The organism is Parahaliea maris, from assembly GCF_008064665.1.
GTDB classification, from domain to species: Bacteria; Pseudomonadota; Gammaproteobacteria; order Pseudomonadales; family Halieaceae; genus Parahaliea; species Parahaliea maris.
This window is the reverse complement of record NZ_VRZA01000002.1, coordinates 197,228-215,026: the sequence shown is the minus strand read 5'-3', so window position 1 is coordinate 215,026 and position 17,799 is coordinate 197,228. Positions and strand designations below refer to the sequence as shown.

Below are 17,799 nucleotides of genomic sequence, written 5' to 3'. Positions count from 1 at the left end.
GCCTCCTTATTGTTTATAGTCGCAATACGTTCCGTGAAGATAGCGGCTACCGCCGCCTTTGATATCGTCCCTACGGACTAATTTGAGCCGGCATTTTCAGCACCGGCTTGACCACCCTCCCCTCGACGGTGTCGCGCACCGCCTCGTCGATCCGCTCAAAGGGATATTCAGTGACAATTTTCTCGAGGGGCAGCAGCCCCTGACGGTAGTACTCGATCATGCGCGGTACGAAACTGCGCGGATCGGCATCACCTTCGATGGAACCGCGCACGGAGCGCCCGGCCAGCGTCAGACCAGCCAGGTCGAGATGGAGTTCAACACCGGGGCGGGATACACCGACACAGAGCACAGTGCCGCGTTGTGCGGTGCCTTCCAGCGCTTCGCGAATGACCGCAGGGACTGCCGTGGTATCGACGACAGCGTCCATACCGCCCAGTTTCAGCAGGCTGCGCCGCAGCGGTGTTTCGCGGGTATCGACGGTATCCGTCGCCCCCAGCTCCCGCGCCAGCGCGAGGCGCTCCGGGTTGATATCCGCGGCGACAATACGGCGACAGCCCGCAATGCGCGCGGCCATGATCGCAGCGAGTCCCACGGTGCCAACACCGGTCACCGCAATGGCCTGGCCCTCGCGCACATCCAGCGCCAGCAGCACCGCGCCCATGCCGGTCTGGACCCCGCAGGCGAGTGGCGCCATCAGTGCCGGCGGCAGGTCCGGGTCGAGACGCACCATGTTGCGGGTGGACGCCACACAATGGGTAGCAAAGGAAGACTGGGCAAAGAAATGGCCCGTGATGGGTTCGCTGTTCAGGTACAGCGGCGTACTGCCGTCCAGGCGCCGGCCATGAACCTGGAAACTGGCACCGTTCTGGCAGTAACCGGGTTGATTGCCATGGCAGTTGCGGCACTGACCGCAACTGCCGAAGCCCGGCAACACGCGATCACCCGGCGCGAATGCTTCCACGCCCTCGCCCACGGCACGAACAATGCCAACCCCTTCATGGCCCAGTACGGCAGGTAGAGGCACCGGCCACACCTGCGTACTGGCGGCGAGATCCGTGTGGCAGATACCCGCTGCCTCGAGTTCGAGCAGTACCTCCCCCGGCCCGGGCGCTTGCAGTTCACAACTTTCCAGGGCGAAGTGGTGCCCCGGTTGACGCACAACCGCAGCGGTAATCTTCATGGGTGTCTAGCCCCTGGGGCAGCGTTCGAGGTAGAAAAACAAGGGAATTTCGTGCCCCTTGCTGTCCATTACACCTAGCAGGGTATCGTCGTCGATGGCGCGAAAATGATCAAAGATCGGCTTGTCATCGTAGGCCATGGTGGCCGTCACCACACCGCGGTACTCAACCATGCGCAACTGCGCCTGCCCCATGATGTCGCTGACTTCCATCCCGCCATCAGCGCTGCGGACCATAATCGGGTTCACGTCGTTGTCACTGTTGAACTGCTTGCCGCACCAGTTGAGCTTGTCCAGCATGCCCTCGCCGGGATGCCCCGTATTGAAGCAGCCACCCTGCCAGCGACCGAACATGGCTTCCCGGCGCACAGCGGGCAGGGAATCAAAAAACGCTTCGAGAAATCCGATGGCCACGGTGCTGTCGCTGTCGCGTAGCTCGGCAAATTGATGAGATGCGCTCACGGGTAGACCCTTTTCCTTGTGATTATCGGTATCCCCTACGGGGGGAGTTGCAGGAAAATCAGGATAATCAGGCAGTAGAGTGCGCGCCAGCTAGCACAAGTGACAGTCGCAGGGTCAGCCCCGGTGCCACTGCCGCGGGTCAACCCGAAAGTAATCCATCAGGGTGGCGTACAGTTCCGGATGAGTAGCCTGCATGGCGCCGGGGCGCTCGTAAAACAGTTCGGTGATCACGGCAAAGAATTCCGCCGGGTTGGTCGCTCCATAGCTGTCAATCAACGTTCGGTGGCCGCGCTCAACCTCCCGCTGCAGAACGGCGAACTCGCGACTCAACACCTTTGACCACACCCCGTAAGCTGCCCGGCTGTTCAGCAGGGGAGCACCATCGGCACTGCCGCCCTCCTGGTCCAGCTGGTGTGCGAACTCGTGCAGTACGACATTGTGGCCATCTTCAAAATCGGCACTGCCCCGCTGCACGCTGTCCCAGGCCAGCACCACGCGGCCGTTGCTCCAGGACACCCCCAACAGGCTGCCCTCCGGTTTTGACACCACCCCGATTTCATTGCGCTCTGGCTGTTTACTGCGGAACGTACTCGGGTACAGGTAGATCCACTTGAGATCGCGATAGAGCGTACTGGGGCGGTTGATGACCAGCAGGCAGGCTTCCGCGGCGATGGTCACCCGCATGTCGTCAGTGACCGCAAGTCCCTCGCAACCGACAAATCGCTTGCGATAAAGGAAGGCCTGGACCTTGTGGCGCAGTTCCGTCTGCAGGGAGGATTCCAGACGGGAATACAGCGGGAGGCTCTCCAGGGTCTGTTGCCAGTGTTCCGGGAACGGGCGGGCCATTGCGCGCTCAAACCGCCAGCGTGGAATGGCGTTACTGGCCCAGTAGGCCAGCCCCAGAATGGCCACTATCAGCGCCAGCCACAATCCGTTACTCAAGCCCTGCCTCTCCCGTGTTCCACAGCGTGTTCAGGCGCCGCAGTGTAGCGCAGCGTGAAGTCCCTCCCAACCGCTACCGGTCCATCGTGATTGCACCCGGTTCAGGCCTCATGCTAACGTCGGGGGCATCAGGCCCGTGCTGAGGACAGTTGCGGTGTGGGCATTCCGAGGGAAGGGGACAGCAGCGCCACAGGCGCCGCGCGCGGTCGGGGCATGACCACTACAACACGAACCCGTCTTGCCGCTATGGCGGTGGTACTTGTCAGCAGCCTGGTTCTGGGGGCAGCCTGTGCGCGCGTCTTCTACCAGCAGGAACTCCAGGACATCACCGCCCGCGCCCACACCCGGGTAGACCAGCGGGCAGACCTCCAGTGGCTGATTTACACCCAACAGGCTCCCGCCCTGCAGCGCCAGTTGCAGGAACTCACCCGCCACCCCGCGGTGGTCAGGGCCGATGTCTACAGTGGCCTCGGCGACCACATGGCCGGACACCCCGCGGGACGCCCCCCCGACCTCGACAAACTCCGTGGCAGCGCTTCGCTGAATGCGGAGGTCCTGCAGGGACTGGATGACGAGGGCGGCCTGAAGGGCACCTCATGGTTTGCCACCCTGCTCAGCAGTGGCGCCACTATTCACCTCAACCTGCCGGTCATCACCCGCATCAATCACGACGCCAAGGGCCTGACCGGGCAGGACTTTGTCCAGGCCGTCACCCGCGCCAGCGGCCCGGGTAGTGACATTGTGATGGGCTACGTGGATTTCACCATCGATCCCGAGGCCCTGCGCGCCGTGAACCGCCCTCTCGTACTGGGGCTGGTGACTGGCTGGATGGTACTGGCCGCGCTGGCAGCGGGCGCCCTGCTGGTGGCTGGCCTGCGCCAGCAGGAACAACTGCGCAGCGCCACCCGGATCGTCGACGACCTGGCAAACCGCGAGCAGGAGGTGACCCTGCCGGAAGGTGGCAATGGGGCCAGCGGCGAATTCAATCACGCCCTGCGCCGCCTGGCGGACAGCCTCGGCCGCTACACCCAGGAACTGGAGACCGGTAAACACCTGCTCAACCGCAAGGTCGAGGAGCGCACCAGCCAGCTCTCCCGCAGTAACGAGGAATTGAACCGGGCCAGCGAAGCGGTATCGGCGTCCCGCGAGCAACTGCAGCGTCTCACCTACTACGATCACCTCACCACCCTGCCCAACCGCCAGCTGTTTCTCGAACAACTGGACCTGCTGCTGCGCCTGAGCCGCCGCTCCCAGCAGCACCTGTCCCTGCTCCATGTCGACCTGGCAAACTTTCGCCAGATCAACGAACTGGAGGGATTCCACGTAGGCGACCTGCTGCTGCGGGAGGTGGCGGGGCGGCTCAAGCAGTGTGTCCGGGACAGCGATACGGTCGCTACAACCGATGGCAGCGAGCACGATATCAGTGTGTCCCGCCTCGGCGGGGACGAATTCACCGTGGTGCTGAACCAGTTGGACAAGCCCGAATCTGCGCAGCAGGTGGCGGAGCGCATCGTCAAGCGCCTGCAGGAGCCGCTCACGGTGGATGATCGCAGCGTCGCCGTGCAAACCTGTATTGGCGTCGCCTGTTTTCCTCAGCATGGGGACTCCGCCGAGGCCCTGCTCAAGGGTGCCGCGGTAGCGCTCAAGGTGGCCAAGCAGAACCCGGCCCAGCCTGTTGCGATCTGTTCCGCTGCCCTGATGGCAGCGCAACAGGAAACCGACACCGACGCGCACTGGCGCGAGGCCCTGCAGGACAAGCGCCTCTGCCTGCGCTACACCCCGGTGGTCGATACTGTCATGGGGTCGGTAGTCGCCCTGGATTGCACGGTCTGCTGCCCCGCCCCCGCCGCTGAAGACGACGACAACGGCTGGTGGGTATGGGATGGCTCGAACCGGGACCGGGAATTGGCCCTGGCACTGACTGCCTGGCAGTTCGAAACCGCCTGTGCCGAAGTTGCCAGGCTCAGCGCGTCGACCCGACAGGCTCCGCGGCTACGGATAACCCTGCGCGCCAGCCAGCTCGGCCCCGACATCAGCGAACAGCTGGCCTCGGCGCTGATCGGCAGCAAATTGCCGGTGACGCAACTGGAACTGAACCTGCGCGAGGAAGTACTGGCCGAAGGCCGGTTTGGCGAATTGATCACCGAACTGCAGGAAGCGGAAGTGTGTCTCAGCGTGACCGGCTTCGGCCAGGGCCGGGCCTCACTCCAGCAGTTTTGCGACAGCCGTATCACCACTCTCAGCCTGGCGCCGGAACTGGCTCCCCAGTACAGCGAAAAGACCGACAGCGGGGCGGTACGCGCCCTGATCAGTACGGCGCGCAGCCTGAACCGGGACATCATTGCAGAAGGGGTGTCCGAGGCCAGTGACTACCACTACCTGGCACCGCAGGGGGTACGCCAGATGAGCGGCGCGCTGTTCGCCTCAGACCTCACCGCCGAGCAGGCGGCGGCGATGCTCGCGCCCTGGCATTTCATCGAACTCATACGCCAGCTTGGCACCAACGAAATGGATCAGGGAGAGGCACGCACCTCCCGCCTCTGACCCCGGTTAACCCAGCACCGCCCGCAGGCTCCAGAATACGGTCATCGCCAACACAATCGTGAGCAGGTGATTGCGGGTTCGCCACACCACCAGCGCCGCCGTCAGCAGCGCCAGCCCCTCCGGCGCACCCAGTGCCACCTCGCCCTCCGGCGTCACCAGCATGGTGACTACCAGTGCCGCCATGACAGAGGGGCCCACGTACTCCATGGCCAGTCGCAACTGGGGCGGGATATGGCGGTTGGCGAGGGCGATGATGAACACCGCCCGGCTGAAATAGGTGCCGAGACCGGTGATGACAATGGCGATAAGAGCGCTCATCGGCGGCGATCCAGAATCAGGCCCGCGAGCACCCCCGCCACCGCGCCCACCAGCAGGCCGGCGCGGTGTGGCAGATCAGCCGCCAGCAGGGTGGCCAACGCGGCAATGAGGGCGGCAGCGGCCTTGTGCCAGCGGTCGATGCCCGTCACCAGCAGGCCCATGAACATAACGGGTACTGCAAAGCCGAACCCCCAGGCCTCGGGAATGACCGGCCCCATGATCAGCGCGGCCCCGGTAAAGACCAGCCAGCAGACCCAGAAGGTCAGCCCCACGCTGAGGTAATAGGCGCGGAACAGGTGCGGATCGTCGTTGATTCGCGGGATGGCCAGGGCGAAGACCTGGTCGATCAGAAAGTAGGAGCCAAGCCAGCGGAACCAGCCCGGCTGGCGCTGAAAGGTCGGCGCCATTGCCGCCGAGTACATCAGGTGCCGGGCATTCACGATCAGGGCTGCGGTGACCGCGGCCGCCATGGCGACACCGTCCCCAAGCAGGGTGATCAGGGTCAGTTGCGCGGCACCGCCGTAAACCACCGGCGAACTGCTCCAACCGACAAAGGGGAGCATGCCGGACTCGAGAATCGCAATGGCGAGCACCAGGGTAAACGGGACAGCCGGCAGGAAAATCGGCAGCCCGTCGATAATGCCCTGGCGGATGACGGTACGTGTTGCACTCATGGCGCAAGTCTACCGGATAAACGGGACGGCGGGTTTTTCTGTGCCGGGTGCCCCGCTATCATGGGTATCGAGAAGCAAACAACGACCGGGATTCCATCCCGCAAGCCACCTGCCAGCAGTTTTATCCATGTTTCGATTTACCCTGGCCCTGAGCCTCCTGTTCGCCCTGCCCGCCAGCGCCGCGATCTACCCCCTGCCACCGGTAGGTGATGACCTCATCGGCGAAACCGTCACCGTGCCCGCCCGGCACGAGGATACCCTGCTGGATATTGCACGCCTGCTGGACATCGGCCAGGAGGAAATCCTGCGCGCCAACCCCGATGTGGACCGCTGGCTGCCGGGCGAAGGCACACCGGTGGTAATCCCCTCCCAATTTGTCCTGCCGGTTGCGTCCTACCACGGACTGGTACTCAACCTCCCGGAAATGCGCCTGTACTACTACCCGCAAGCGGCAGAGGGGGAAGCCCCGAAGGTGCACACCTACCCCGCCAGTATCGGCCGTATGGACTGGGCCACCCCCCTGGGCAAAACCCGGGTGGTATCGAAAAAGAAAGGGCCCACCTGGACGCCGCCAGAGTCCGTCAGGAAGGAACACGCCGAAGCTGGCGACCCCTTGCCCAGGGTGGTACCGCCCGGCCCGGATAACCCGCTAGGGGACTACGCCATTTACCTGGCACTGCCCAGCTACCTGATTCACGGCACCAACAAGTCTTTTGGCGTTGGCATGCGGGTCTCCCACGGCTGCGTGAGGATGCTGCCGGAGGACATTGAGGAGTTGTTCCCGCTGGTAGCGGCCAACACCCCCGTGCATATCGTCAATCAACCGGCCAAGGCTGGCTGGCTCGACGACGTGCTCTATCTGGAGGTACATCCGCCACTGGAGGAGGACCGGGACGACCCGGGGCTGCTGACCCAGGCCGTGTCCAGTGCCATCGAGGGGGCGCGAACCGGACGCTGGGTCCGGCTCGACAACCGCGCCATCCAGGCGGCAATCGAGGCCCAGACAGGCATACCGGTCAGGATATCCCTGGACTGAGCCCCCGTCCGCCGGGAGGGCGGGCAGAGGCTATTTGGACATGGACTTCTTGAACATGCGGTCCAGCTTTTCGCTGGTTTCGCTGGCAGTGGTATTGGCCTGCTGGGCGGTGCTGTTCGCCTGCTGCGCCAGCGCCTTGGCATCGGCGGCATCACGTTTGGCGGCGGCCGCGTCCGCAGCGGCCTTGGCAGCGGTATCGTTCGCCTTCTGCACTTCCGCTTGCAGGGCCTCCAGGTCCGAAGTTGAAGCGCAGCCCGTGAGGCCCGCAAAGGCAACAGCGGACGTGAGCAGGACGGCGGTCTTGAATTTACCGGGCATAAACAGATCTCCATTCTTGATATTGATCGGGCGCCAGCGGCTCAGCCCGCAGCGCTCCCACAGTATAGTCCACAGCGGATTGAAACAGTTCAATAGACCGTTACCCGGGTGCCGGGATACACCAGTTCCACCAGCTCAAGCACCTGCTCGTTGGTCAGGGCAATGCAGCCATTGGTCCAGTTCACCGTGAGGTGCACCTCCAGGTTGCCGCGCCCCAGGCCGTGTATCCCCAGGTGGCCCCCGAGTACAGTGTCCTGGGGCGGGGGTTCCCCGCTCCGCCAGGCCGTGCGGATGGCGGCATAGGCCCCATCGCCGATGCCGCCCTTGCGCCAGGCCCTCTCGGCGATAGCGAGGGTTGGGTAGTCGAAGCCGAGGAACCAGTCGAAACGCTCGCTGGTGCGGATTTCGGTCAGGTGAAACTCCCCGAGGGGGGTTTTCTCATCACCGCGGCGTTTGTCCCGCGTCACCCCGTTGCTGCCGATGGCTATATTGTCGAACCGACGCAGGGTGTGTTTGCCGCGCATGACGGACAACCGCAGTGCCGCCGTGTCCACGGCAATCCATACCTCCTCTCCGGTGGAATCCTGGGCCCGGGCCAGCGGCACCAGCGTGGCGCAGCACCAGAGCAACAGTGCACAGCAAGTCAGGCGGAACATAATACCTCGCACATCTGGATGGCCTGCCTCGCACAGACATCGCCAAATAAGGGTGTAGCAACTGAGCCCATGGTACACAGGTTATGGAGAGGACGGCGTGTCCAATAACCACAGGAATACCCGGGCTGGTGCGGAAGATTGAGCCCGCAATGAGACCTGCCGGGGCGAAGTATGCTAAAAACACAGGGCATTCGAACACAGGCCGGGCTCACCCGGACATCAGACCATGAGCACACCCTATCAACTACTGGGCGAAGCGGGTATCCGCGAGCTCTGCAATGCCTTCTACGACATCATGGACAGCGCGCCCGAAGCCGCCACCATCAGGCGCATGCATGCCGCCGACCTGGGTCCCATGAAGGAAAAGCTGGCGGAATACCTGACGGGATGGATGGGCGGGCCGCCACTGTACGCCAACAAGTACGGTTCGGTCTGCATGACCGAACCCCACGCCCCCTACCGGATCGGCCCGGTGGAACGCGATGAGTGGTTGTGGTGCATGAACCAGGCCCTGGCGCAAACGGGGGCCAGTGAAGAGCTGAAACAAATGCTCGAGATTCCCCTGCAGCGGATTGCCGCCGCCATCCAGAATCGGGAGGAAAGTGGCACTCCCCTGGCTGACGGGGTCATCGCCGTCGGCTGAGACGGCAGCGCCCGGGGGCGCCTCAGCCGCCTCCCCTGTGGCACCCCCTCGCGTCAGTGATTGTGTGTCCGTTCGAGTTTGCGCCGGATATGCTCTCCCGCAGTAATGGGCGCATAGCGGAGAGGGTTGGCCGCGTCGACGCAGGCCGGCAGGGCATCGACCAGCGTCGCGCTGTCGGGATCGACAAAAAACGCCACTGAATAGCGTTCCCGTGAGGTGGTCATGGGCCTGACACGGTGCAGCGTGGAGCGGAAACGGCCATTGGTCCAGTGTTCCATGAGGTCTCCGGTATTGATAACCACCGCACCCGGGACACAGGGCACTGCCTGCCAGTTTCCCTGCTGATCCTGCACTTCCAGCCCTCCCACATCACGCTGGAACAGCAGGGTGAGAATCCCGTAGTCAGTATGGGCACCGGCACCGTATTGTTCCCCGCCCTCCTCGACCGCCTGTCCGCCGGGATAGCGCAGCAGGCGCAGGGCGACGTTCTCGCCGCCCACCGTCGAGCTGAAATAGTCCGGCGCAAGCGCGAATGCACTGGCCATGACGTGAAGCATGCGGTTCGCCGCCGCGGTGCACTCGCCGTAGAACGCCGTGACGGTGTCGCGGAATTCGGCTGAGGGCCAGCGCTCGTCGGCAAAGGGCGCATTTTTATTAAGGCGCAGGGTGAAGGACTCCTTGAGATCCCCCGGCTTGCCGGGCTCCAGGCTCTCCATCCCCAGCCCCTGGTAACCGAAGTTTTCCCCCGCGTCACGGTAGAGGAAGCGTTCCTTGAAGGCACTGTCACGACGAAAAAACGCACTGCTGCGGGCGAACACCCCGCTGATGGCCGCTTCATCAACACCGCTATTGATGACCGTCATGAACCCGGTCTCACCAAGGGCGGCCTTCACCTGACGGGCGAGGGCCTCGATCGCCCCCGCCGAGGCGGGGTCATAGGTGGAAAAATCAACAACGGGTATGTCCATACGGTGTCCTTACCCCTGAACGGGTCAACCAAAGTTGGCCTGCAGGCGCAGACGCAGGTAGTCCGCGGCGGTAATCGGCTCATAGACCTTTTGCGGACCCTGGATGACGGCCCCGCTGTTGGCCTGGCAGAAAAAGGCGATGCTGTAGCGCGAGCCAGCGTACTCCCCCGGACGGGGCATCCGCACCCGGTGCAGGGTCGATTTCAGTCGGTCATCGCTCCAACGCATCAGCATATCGCCGATATTGCAGGTAAGAATACCGTCCCGTGGTTCCACCGGCGCCCAGGACTGACTGCGGGCGGCATCCTTGCCCGCACACACCTGCAGACCGCCCTGCCCGGTCTTCTGGAACACCATGGTAAGGCAGTCGAAGTCAGTGTGGGCGCCGGCCCGCCAGGCATTGGCAGGCAGGCTCGCGCCCTCCGGCACCGGCAAGTAGTGCAGCAGGCGCAGGGTACTCTGGTAGTCCGCCTGCTCCCGATCATGGGCGCGGGTAAAAAAGTCCTCTTCGAATCCGAGCTTGAGAGCAAAGCAGCTCAACACCCGCATACCCAGCTCCCAGGCCTTGTATTCCAGGTTCAGCACATCCGGTCGAAAACGCGGCAGGATCTCCTCATCGGGCCACAGCCCGTCCATCCGCGGCAGGGTCAACTGATATGACTCCTTGCGATCCGCCACCCCCACTGACGGGCGCACCTGGGCCTGGTACTCCCAGCCGGCATTCTGCCCCTCCTTGAGTGGGTAGCGCGCCTTGAAGCTCTCTGCCTGGCCGAAGAAATCCGCCGAGGCATCGAAAGCGGCATCGATCTCGGACTGGGGCAAGCCGTGGTTCTCCAGTTGGAAAAATCCCACCCCGGTCGCCGCCTCCCAGAGCTGGTCGGCGATCTCCAGCTTGCGCTGGTCGAAGTCGGACATATCGATCAGCGGAATGACCGCATCGCCCAGTTCTTCTCCCATTCCCCCGATGCTTCGCTCCAGCTCAAGTTCGCTGAGCGACACTGCGTTGCTGCCTGTTTCTGTAGTCATGGTTTTGCTCCTTGTGCATTACTGCACGTGCATTTGCGATGGAGCAATGCCGGGTATCGACCTGCCGCTTCTACTCCGTTGTGGACCGCCCGGGCGGTCCGTTTACCTGTCGTCGCAGCCATCAGGAGCGGCGCTCAGGTTTTGTCCCGCGGAAGACTCCAGCGGAACAGCAGGGCCTGCAGTAACTGCACACCCTTGAACAGTGCCAGGCTGACCACCGACAGAAACAGCAGCGCGGCAAAAGCCTGGGGAATTTTGAAATACGAAGTGGAGAACTGGACGAAATAGCCCAGCCCCTCCTCCGCCGCCACGAACTCGGCCACCACCGCGCCGATAATGGCCAGGGTGACCGCCACCTTCATGCCGCTGAACAGGTGCGGTATTGCGTAGGGCAGGCGCACGTACCAGATCTCACGGGTTGGCGACGAGCGCAGGGAACGGGACAGCTCGATGAGCTCCTGCGGTGTAGCCAGCATCCCGGTGGTAGCCGACACCACCAGCGGGAAAAACGTGATCAGGCTGGTGATGGCCAGCCGCGGTGCCCAACCGGTGCCGAACAGCACGATGATCAGGGGCGCAATGGCGACGATGGGGGTGGACTGGATGACCACCAGCAGGGGATACAGGGTCTGCGACAGAAAGCGCGAGCGCACCATCAGCACCGCCAGTGGAATACTGATGGCAAGCGAGATGGCGAAGCCCGCCAGTGCCACCCGCAGGGTCGCCCACAGGTGGCCCAGCCAGCGCGCCGGTTCGACTTCGACGAATGCCCGGGCAATGTCGGACGGAGCCGGCAGCACAAAGGTGGGTACCTCGAACAGCCGGCAGCACAGCTCCCACAGGGGGATCAGGCTCAACAGTGTCAACACGGGCAGTGCCCGGCGCACAGTGCGATTAAGCGATGGCATGGTGGCCTCCCTGATCCTGCTTGCCGCCGGGCACCACGGTCAGCCTCGGCTGGTAAATGAGCTCTCGCAAACGCTGGGTGTAATCGGCGAATGCACGTTCGTGGATGGTGTCCGCGGACCGCGGCCGGGGCAGTTCGATCGCCACTTCCTCGACCAGCGTTGCCGGGCGTTCGCTGAGCACCAGCACCCGGTCGGCCAGCAGCACGGCCTCGGCAATGGAGTGGGTGATGAACAGCACCGTCTTGGGGCGCTGGCGCCATATCCGCAGCAAGTCGAAGCCCATCTCCTCACGGGTCAGGGCATCCAGCGCGGAGAAAGGCTCATCCATGATCAGTATTTCCGGATCCAGCAGCAGCGCCCTGGCGATCCCTACCCGCTGCTGCATGCCGCCGGAAAGCTGGTCCGGCATGTGCTTCTGGAAATCGGCCAGCCCCACCATCTCCAGTAACGACTTCGCCTGCTCGATGTCCCTGGCGCCGGGTCGGCCGGCTTTGTAGCGGATCGGGAACAGCACGTTATCCAGTACGTTCTTCCAGGGCAGCAGGGTCGGCTTCTGGAACACGATACCGGTATTTTCCTGGGGCCCGCTGACCGGGCAGTCGTATACCGAAACGCTGCCACTGGTGGCGGGAAAGAGCCCCGCCAGCAAACGTAACAGGGTCGACTTGCCGCAGCCTGAGGGGCCAAGAACGGCGACAAACTCGCCCTGCTCGATACTGAAATTCAGGTCCCGCAGGGCCTCGACAGGCGCGCCGGATTCAGCGGGATAGCTGTGACTGACGCGGTCAAACTGGACATGGGCTTTCATGGTGTCACCTCTTCCTTTACTGGCTGCGCCGGAACAACACCCGCCATGATCTCGCGAGCGACGGCGGTCTCCGGGTCGAACGCCGACTCGTCCAGGTCCTGGGCCCTGGCAACCCAGCGCCAGGTCTCGGCCAGGCGCGCCGGGTCCAGTGCCCCCAGGCCCAGGCGCGCGCTGGCGTCATTGAATACCAGGTCGCGCATGGTCAGGATGGTTGCCGTGGCCACCCCGGCATCGACTTCGGGCACCATGGCCTCGACCATGGCCCCGGCACGTTCGGGCTCCGCCCAGGTATAGGCGATAGCCTTGAGATAGGCCCGCATGAAACGCCGCGCCACCTCTGGCCGCTGTTGCAGGAAGCGGTCACTGGCAACCAGCGACGTCGCGTAAATATCCATGCCGGCCTGGTACCAGGGCAGCATGCTGATGGTGCGCCCCATCTCGCTGGCCTGGGCCTGGTATTTCTCGCGATCGGTAACCCAGGAAATCACCAGGTCGGCATTTCCGGTAATCAACATCGGGCCCAGTGCACCCACGTCCGCCTTGATCAGGCGAATGTCGTTCTCATCGAGATGGTTCACTTCCAGCAGCAGCGGCAGAAACACGTTGGAGGAGGTGAAGGCCGACGTCGCGATGCGCTTGCCCGCCACCTTCGCGACCGTATCGACACCGCTATCCGAGAGGGTAAAGAAGGCGTGGGGAGCCTGGCTGAACACGCTCATCACGGCGGACACGCCGACATCGTCGCGAGCACGGGCGGCCAGCAGGGCGGAAATATCCGACAGGCCGATATCGGAGATCCCGGTGGCAAGGCGGGTGAGGGAATCGGTGGAGCCCCGCCCCTGGGCGATTTTGACTTCCAACCCCTCTGCCGCGAAAAAGCCCTGCTGGACGCCCACATAGACCGGCGCCTTGTCGCCACCCGGCATCCAGTCCAGCTGGAAATTGACCTTGTCCGCCGCCGCGGCTGCAGTGCCCAGCATCCACAGCCCCAGCAGCGACAACACACGCAGCATCAGGGAATTCGTTTTTATCATCTCACCTTCCATTACTCACAGTGATTGGTTCAACCGGTGCGGAAGGGGGAATGAAGGCGGGGAGCAAGGAATTCGAAACCTGCACCACTCGCCATCAGCCGCAATCCCGGACCGACTCGTGCGAGCAATGCCCCGGCGCCCGAAGAACCCGCTCGCAGCGGGGCCAGACACCTGACAGCTTCTACTCATTCATCATTGTCAGGGCACCGGCCGCTCCCAGGGAAGGACAGCGTCTGCCGGCACCTTGCAGAACGCACTGATCAGCACCAGTACGCAATGCACCAAAGTTAATACACAAACCATGCCACACATACATTTTTCTTTAGAATCAGGTGCTTGGCAATTCGCCACCGGCAATGCCGGCCACTGCACGCACCAGGCTGGCGCAACATGCACCTCATTTTTGCACCGAAAGCCAGCGAGGCAGGGAAAATAGTACCGGGGACTCCCCACAACTTTACTCCCCGCAGCAACCCTGTTTATAGTGCTTTGCGTGTTTACAGCACTCAGCAGTAGAAGCGGTCAGGGGGCCACCCGGGACATTGCTCTGAGCCCAACAGGAGCCAACCGATGAATGTCCTTGTCCGCAACGCGATCGCTATTGTTTCTCCCTCCGGGTCCGCCGATGCCCCCTCCTCTTCCTCCCCATCACACCCACCCAGGGACCTGCGCGTCACCAACGGTGTCATAAGCCAGCTGGGTCGCGACCTCCAGCCGGCGCCGGGGGAAAGCGTGATCGACGCCACTGACTGTGTTATCTACCCGGGCCTGGTCAACACCCACCACCACCTCGCACAGAGCATTCTCAAGGCCATCCCCGCGGGACTCGACAAACCCCTCGGTGACTGGCTCGCCGCGGTCCCCTACCGCTACTGGCCCGCCATCGACCCGGACATCATGTACAGCGCAGCCATCGTCGGGCTGTCGGAACAGCTGCGTTCCGGGGCGACGACCTGTTGCGACCATCACTACCTGTATCATGGGGGTGGCGGCCAGGCCGTGGAGGAGGCCCTGTGGCAGGCGGCCGAGGACCTTGGCATCCGCCTCGTGCTGTGCCGCGGCGGCGCGACGACCAGCGGCAGCCATCGGGGGATGCGTGGCAACGCGGTGCAGCCGGAAACACTGGCCCAGTTCGTCGATGGCCTCGAGCGCACGCGTCGGCGCTACCACCAGGGCGAAGACAATGCCATGCGCCGCCTGGTGGTGGCGCCCACCAGCCTCATCCACAGCACGACCCGGGAGGATTTGCAGGCGCTGGCAGGCTACGCCCGGCAGCACGCCCTGCGGCTGCACTCCCACCTGCTGGAAGTGCCCTTCGACGAACAGCAGGCCCGGGAGCGGGAAAACCTCTCCGCCGTCGACTACGCCGCGTCCTGTGACTGGCTGGGGAGCGATGTCTGGTTCGCCCACCTGGTCCACGCCAACAATGAAGCGATTGGCCGCCTCGCTGCCACCGGTACCGGCATCGCCCATTGCCCCACTTCCAACTGCCGGCTGGGAAGCGGCATTGCCCCGGTGCTCGAGATGGCGGCGGCGGGTATGCCGGTCAGCCTCGGCGTGGACGGCTCCGCCTCCTCGGAAAACGCCTCCATGGTGCAGGAACTCAACCTGGCCTGGCTGCTGCACCGGGCGCAGGGCGGCGCTGCGGCCACCAGCGCCGATACCCTGTTGCGCTGGGCATCTGTGGACGCGGCCCGCATGGTCGGCCTGCCGGCCCTGGGTGAGATCAGGGTGGGTGCCCCGGCTGACATCGTGCTCTACGCCCTGGATCAACCGCGCTACTGGGGTTTGCATACTCCCGAGTGGGCACCGATTCTGTGCGGTGAGCCGGTGCAGGTACGGGCGGCACTGGTCAATGGACGCAGCGTGGTGAGCAATGGCGAAGTGACGGGCATCGACCTGCCGCAGATGCGGGCGCGGGTCGCCGAGGCCAGCAGGCGCCTGCTGGAGCGGGCGGGTTAACTCACGCCAATACCCTTGAGAATCACCGACACCACCGTTTCGGTGGCGGCGTCGAATTCCTCGTCATTGAGTTTGCTGACACCCAGGGCGGCGTTCACCTGGGTTTCGAAATCGGCGTAGTGCTGGGTGGCGCTCCAGATCAGGAACATCAGGTGGGCCGGATCGACCGGGTCCATCTTGCCCTGGGCCGCCCACTCGTGAAACACCCGGGTCTTGCGCTCGAACCAGGCCCGGTAACCGCGCTGGAAATAGGTCTCCAGCCGCGGCCCACCTGACAGCACCTCCTTGGCAAAGATACGTGAGTCCAGCGGGTAGCGCCGGGAAAAGGCCATTTTACGCTGGATATATTCGCGCAGGGCCAGCGCCGGCTCCTCTGCGGGGTCGAGGTCGTTGAGCGCGTCGTCCCACAGGTCGACGATAATGCTCAGGATCTCGGCGTAGAGTTGCAGCTTGTTGTCAAAGTAATAGTGGACGTTCGGCCGGGGCAAGCCCGCGCGGCGGGCGACGGAGTCCATCGTGGCGCCGTGGTAGCCCTTTTCCGCGAACTCCTCCTTGGCGGCATTGATGATCTTTTCTTCGTTTTTCTTGCGAATACGGCCGGTGGACTTCTCGCCCTTGTGTGAGGGCAGTTCGAGTTCCACGTGGGCGAGGCCTTTGCTCATGCTGTGGCTTCCTCCAGGGTTAGCTCAGCGGTTTCGGGTATCAGCAAACTGAGTGCGATTGCAGTAAGCCCCGACGTCGCCGCGGCGGAGCTGAAGATATTCTGCACCAGTTGCGGCGCCCGCGAAAACACTTCCGGCACCAATGCCAGCCCCAGGCCAAAGCCGAAGGACACGGCGATGATAATCACCTTGCGACGATCGAGATGCTCGGTGGCCAGGATCTTGATGCCCGCCACCGCTACCGTCCCGAACATGACCAGGGTGGCACCGCCGAGGACCGGCTTGGGAATGGTCAGCAGCAGATTGCCAATGCCCTGGAACAGGCCCAGCACCACCAGGATGCCCGCCACGTACATACCCACGTAGCGGCTGGCGATGCCCGTCAGTTGGATCACACCGGTGTTCTGGCTGAAGGTGGTATTGGGAAAGGAGTTGAGCAGCGCCGCGATCATCGAATTGAGCCCATCGCCCAGCACGCCGCTGCGAATACGGCGCACATAGCTGTCTCCCTCGATGGGCTGGTTGGAGATCACACAGTTGGCGGTGAGATCACCGGTCGTTTCCACCGAGCTGATGATGTAAATCACCGCCAGCGGAATAAACGCCGCCAGGTCAAAACTGAAGCCGTAGCGAAAGGGCTGGGGAATGGCGAGATCGGCCGAGAAGGAGAGCGCACCCGGCGCCAGCATCCCGGTCAGCAGCGCCGCCACGATCCCCGCCACCAGGCCGAGAATGATCGAGGAGAGCCGGATCCAGGGATTGGACGAGGTATTCATCGCGACGATGATGGCCACCACGAAGAAGCCCAGCAGCAGGTTTTGGGGCGCGCCGAAGTCCTCTGCATTCTGCCCACCCGCCAGGTCGGTCATACCCACCTTGATCAGGCTGATCCCGATACTGGTAATGACGATTCCCGTCACCAGTGGTGTCACAACCCGGCGCAGGCGAGGGATCACCTGGCTCAGGCCGATCTGCACAAAAGAGCCGATAAAACACATGCTGAGCACCAGCGAGAGAATTGCCTCTGGCCCGCCGCCCTGGTCCTTCACCATGAAACCGGCGCTCAGGATGGCCCCCAGGAAGGCAAAGCTGGTGCCCTGGATACACAGCATGCCCGCCCCGATTCCCAGCGGGCGATAGGCCTGGATAAAGGTGCCGATACCCGAGGCCAGCAGGGCCATACTCACCAGGTAAGGGACCTCGGACTGCAGCCCCAGCAGATTGCCGATGATAAGGGTCGGGGTCACGATGCCGACAAACGAGGCCAGCAAATGCTGCAGGGCCGCAAAGGATGACTCGAGGACCGGCGGCCTGTCTTCCAGACGGTATATCAGATCCGAGGGTGTGGGTTCGGTCATTGTTCTCTTCCCCTGTCAGCCGCGCAACGGCGGCAATGCGGCTACATTGCCGTTGATCAACGGGAAAGAGCAGGATACGTGCCAAGCGGCCCGCAGCCCCGGTACAGCGGCCCACAGCGCTCCCAAAGAGGCCACTTTTCTGACACAAGTGTCAGAAAATGCACAACTCAGGTGCAGGCCCCGCACCAATAGCAAGCGTGTATGACGCCCACCCAGGCCTCGCCCGCCCCCTCCAGGACCTGCAGCAGCAGGGGCATTGGCCCTGAATGCAGGCAAAAACCCCCGGTTTTTCCAGCTCCAGGG

18 protein-coding genes are annotated in these 17,799 nt (G+C 63.5%); 4 read left to right on the top strand and 14 right to left on the bottom strand.

Translation table 11 applies throughout. The features are described from left to right. Window positions 1–70: 70 nt before the first annotated feature. From FV139_RS05425 to FV139_RS05415, 3 genes are all read right to left on the bottom strand, one after another. Window positions 71–1,180 carry an NAD(P)-dependent alcohol dehydrogenase gene (locus FV139_RS05425; RefSeq protein ID WP_148067250.1) on the bottom strand — a complete coding sequence of 370 codons (1,110 nt, stop codon included), beginning with the start codon at window positions 1,178–1,180 and terminating at the stop codon, window positions 71–73. Window positions 1,181–1,186: 6 nt separating this feature from the next. After that, on the bottom strand, window positions 1,187–1,639 hold the full coding sequence (locus tag FV139_RS05420; protein ID WP_148067249.1) for a DUF4334 domain-containing protein: 453 nt from the start codon (window positions 1,637–1,639) through the stop codon (window positions 1,187–1,189). A 114-nt stretch (window positions 1,640–1,753) separates the two neighbouring features. Next, entirely contained in the window at window positions 1,754–2,581 is an 828-nt protein-coding gene (locus FV139_RS05415; RefSeq protein ID WP_213004030.1) for a M90 family metallopeptidase, read from the bottom strand. 213 nt (window positions 2,582–2,794) lie between these two features. Between FV139_RS05415 and FV139_RS05410 the strand changes: the two genes are divergently transcribed. Continuing rightward, window positions 2,795–5,125 (top strand): diguanylate cyclase domain-containing protein, encoded by a 2,331-nt coding sequence (locus tag FV139_RS05410; RefSeq protein ID WP_148067248.1) that lies wholly within the window; start codon window positions 2,795–2,797, stop codon window positions 5,123–5,125. A gap of 6 nt (window positions 5,126–5,131) precedes the next feature. Here the strand turns inward: FV139_RS05410 and FV139_RS05405 are convergent, their stop codons facing one another. After that, the gene (locus FV139_RS05405; RefSeq protein ID WP_148067247.1) at window positions 5,132–5,443 is read right to left on the bottom strand and encodes an AzlD domain-containing protein; all 312 of its coding nucleotides are present in this window, start codon (window positions 5,441–5,443) and stop codon (window positions 5,132–5,134) included. Then, a complete protein-coding gene (locus tag FV139_RS05400) occupies window positions 5,440–6,117 on the bottom strand; it encodes an AzlC family ABC transporter permease (RefSeq protein ID WP_148067246.1) in 678 nt (225 codons plus the stop codon). The genes FV139_RS05405 and FV139_RS05400 overlap by 4 nt, the downstream gene beginning before the upstream one ends. Window positions 6,118–6,244: 127 nt before the next feature. On the opposite strand from FV139_RS05400, the gene FV139_RS05395 reads away from it, so the two are divergent. Next, on the top strand, window positions 6,245–7,153 hold the full coding sequence (locus FV139_RS05395) for a L,D-transpeptidase family protein (RefSeq protein ID WP_187276413.1): 909 nt from the start codon (window positions 6,245–6,247) through the stop codon (window positions 7,151–7,153). Between the two features lie 30 nt (window positions 7,154–7,183). On the opposite strand, the gene FV139_RS05390 is transcribed toward FV139_RS05395, so the two are convergent. Further along, on the bottom strand, window positions 7,184–7,471 hold the full coding sequence (locus FV139_RS05390) for an Lpp/OprI family alanine-zipper lipoprotein (RefSeq protein ID WP_148067244.1): 288 nt from the start codon (window positions 7,469–7,471) through the stop codon (window positions 7,184–7,186). Between the two features lie 89 nt (window positions 7,472–7,560). Next, window positions 7,561–8,127 (bottom strand): L,D-transpeptidase, encoded by a 567-nt coding sequence (locus tag FV139_RS05385; RefSeq protein WP_148067243.1) that lies wholly within the window; start codon window positions 8,125–8,127, stop codon window positions 7,561–7,563. A 226-nt stretch (window positions 8,128–8,353) separates the two neighbouring features. Between FV139_RS05385 and FV139_RS05380 the strand changes: the two genes are divergently transcribed. After that, window positions 8,354–8,770 carry a group II truncated hemoglobin gene (locus FV139_RS05380; protein ID WP_148067242.1) on the top strand — a complete coding sequence of 139 codons (417 nt, stop codon included), beginning with the start codon at window positions 8,354–8,356 and terminating at the stop codon, window positions 8,768–8,770. Between the two features lie 53 nt (window positions 8,771–8,823). Here FV139_RS05380 and FV139_RS05375 read toward each other — a convergent pair whose 3' ends face one another. The 5 genes from FV139_RS05375 to FV139_RS05355 all read right to left on the bottom strand — a co-directional run bounded on the left by FV139_RS05375 (window position 8,824) and on the right by FV139_RS05355 (window position 13,514). Then, a complete protein-coding gene (locus FV139_RS05375; RefSeq protein WP_148067241.1) occupies window positions 8,824–9,738 on the bottom strand; it encodes an isopenicillin N synthase family dioxygenase in 915 nt (304 codons plus the stop codon). 24 nt (window positions 9,739–9,762) lie between these two features. Further along, entirely contained in the window at window positions 9,763–10,764 is a 1,002-nt protein-coding gene (locus FV139_RS05370) for an isopenicillin N synthase family dioxygenase (protein ID WP_148067240.1), read from the bottom strand. A 134-nt stretch (window positions 10,765–10,898) separates the two neighbouring features. After that, the gene (locus FV139_RS05365) at window positions 10,899–11,672 is read right to left on the bottom strand and encodes an ABC transporter permease (RefSeq protein ID WP_148067239.1); all 774 of its coding nucleotides are present in this window, start codon (window positions 11,670–11,672) and stop codon (window positions 10,899–10,901) included. Further along, window positions 11,659–12,480 (bottom strand): ABC transporter ATP-binding protein, encoded by an 822-nt coding sequence (locus FV139_RS05360; protein WP_148067238.1) that lies wholly within the window; start codon window positions 12,478–12,480, stop codon window positions 11,659–11,661. Before FV139_RS05360 ends, FV139_RS05365 begins: the two co-directional genes overlap by 14 nt. Then, window positions 12,477–13,514, bottom strand: coding sequence for an ABC transporter substrate-binding protein (locus tag FV139_RS05355; RefSeq protein ID WP_213004029.1), 1,038 nt, complete (start codon window positions 13,512–13,514; stop codon window positions 12,477–12,479). The genes FV139_RS05360 and FV139_RS05355 overlap by 4 nt, the downstream gene beginning before the upstream one ends. 570 nt (window positions 13,515–14,084) lie before the next feature. Between FV139_RS05355 and FV139_RS05350 the strand changes: the two genes are divergently transcribed. Beyond that, window positions 14,085–15,476 carry an amidohydrolase family protein gene (locus FV139_RS05350; RefSeq protein WP_148067237.1) on the top strand — a complete coding sequence of 464 codons (1,392 nt, stop codon included), beginning with the start codon at window positions 14,085–14,087 and terminating at the stop codon, window positions 15,474–15,476. On the opposite strand, the gene FV139_RS05345 is transcribed toward FV139_RS05350, so the two are convergent. Together FV139_RS05345 and FV139_RS05340 are read right to left on the bottom strand one after the other, a co-directional pair. Next, the gene (locus FV139_RS05345; protein ID WP_213004028.1) at window positions 15,473–16,138 is read right to left on the bottom strand and encodes a TetR/AcrR family transcriptional regulator; all 666 of its coding nucleotides are present in this window, start codon (window positions 16,136–16,138) and stop codon (window positions 15,473–15,475) included. The two genes, FV139_RS05350 and FV139_RS05345, sit on opposite strands and share 4 nt — an antisense overlap. Continuing rightward, a complete protein-coding gene (locus FV139_RS05340; protein ID WP_148067236.1) occupies window positions 16,135–17,496 on the bottom strand; it encodes a uracil-xanthine permease family protein in 1,362 nt (453 codons plus the stop codon). Before FV139_RS05340 ends, FV139_RS05345 begins: the two co-directional genes overlap by 4 nt. Between the last annotated feature and the right edge of the window lie 303 nt (window positions 17,497–17,799).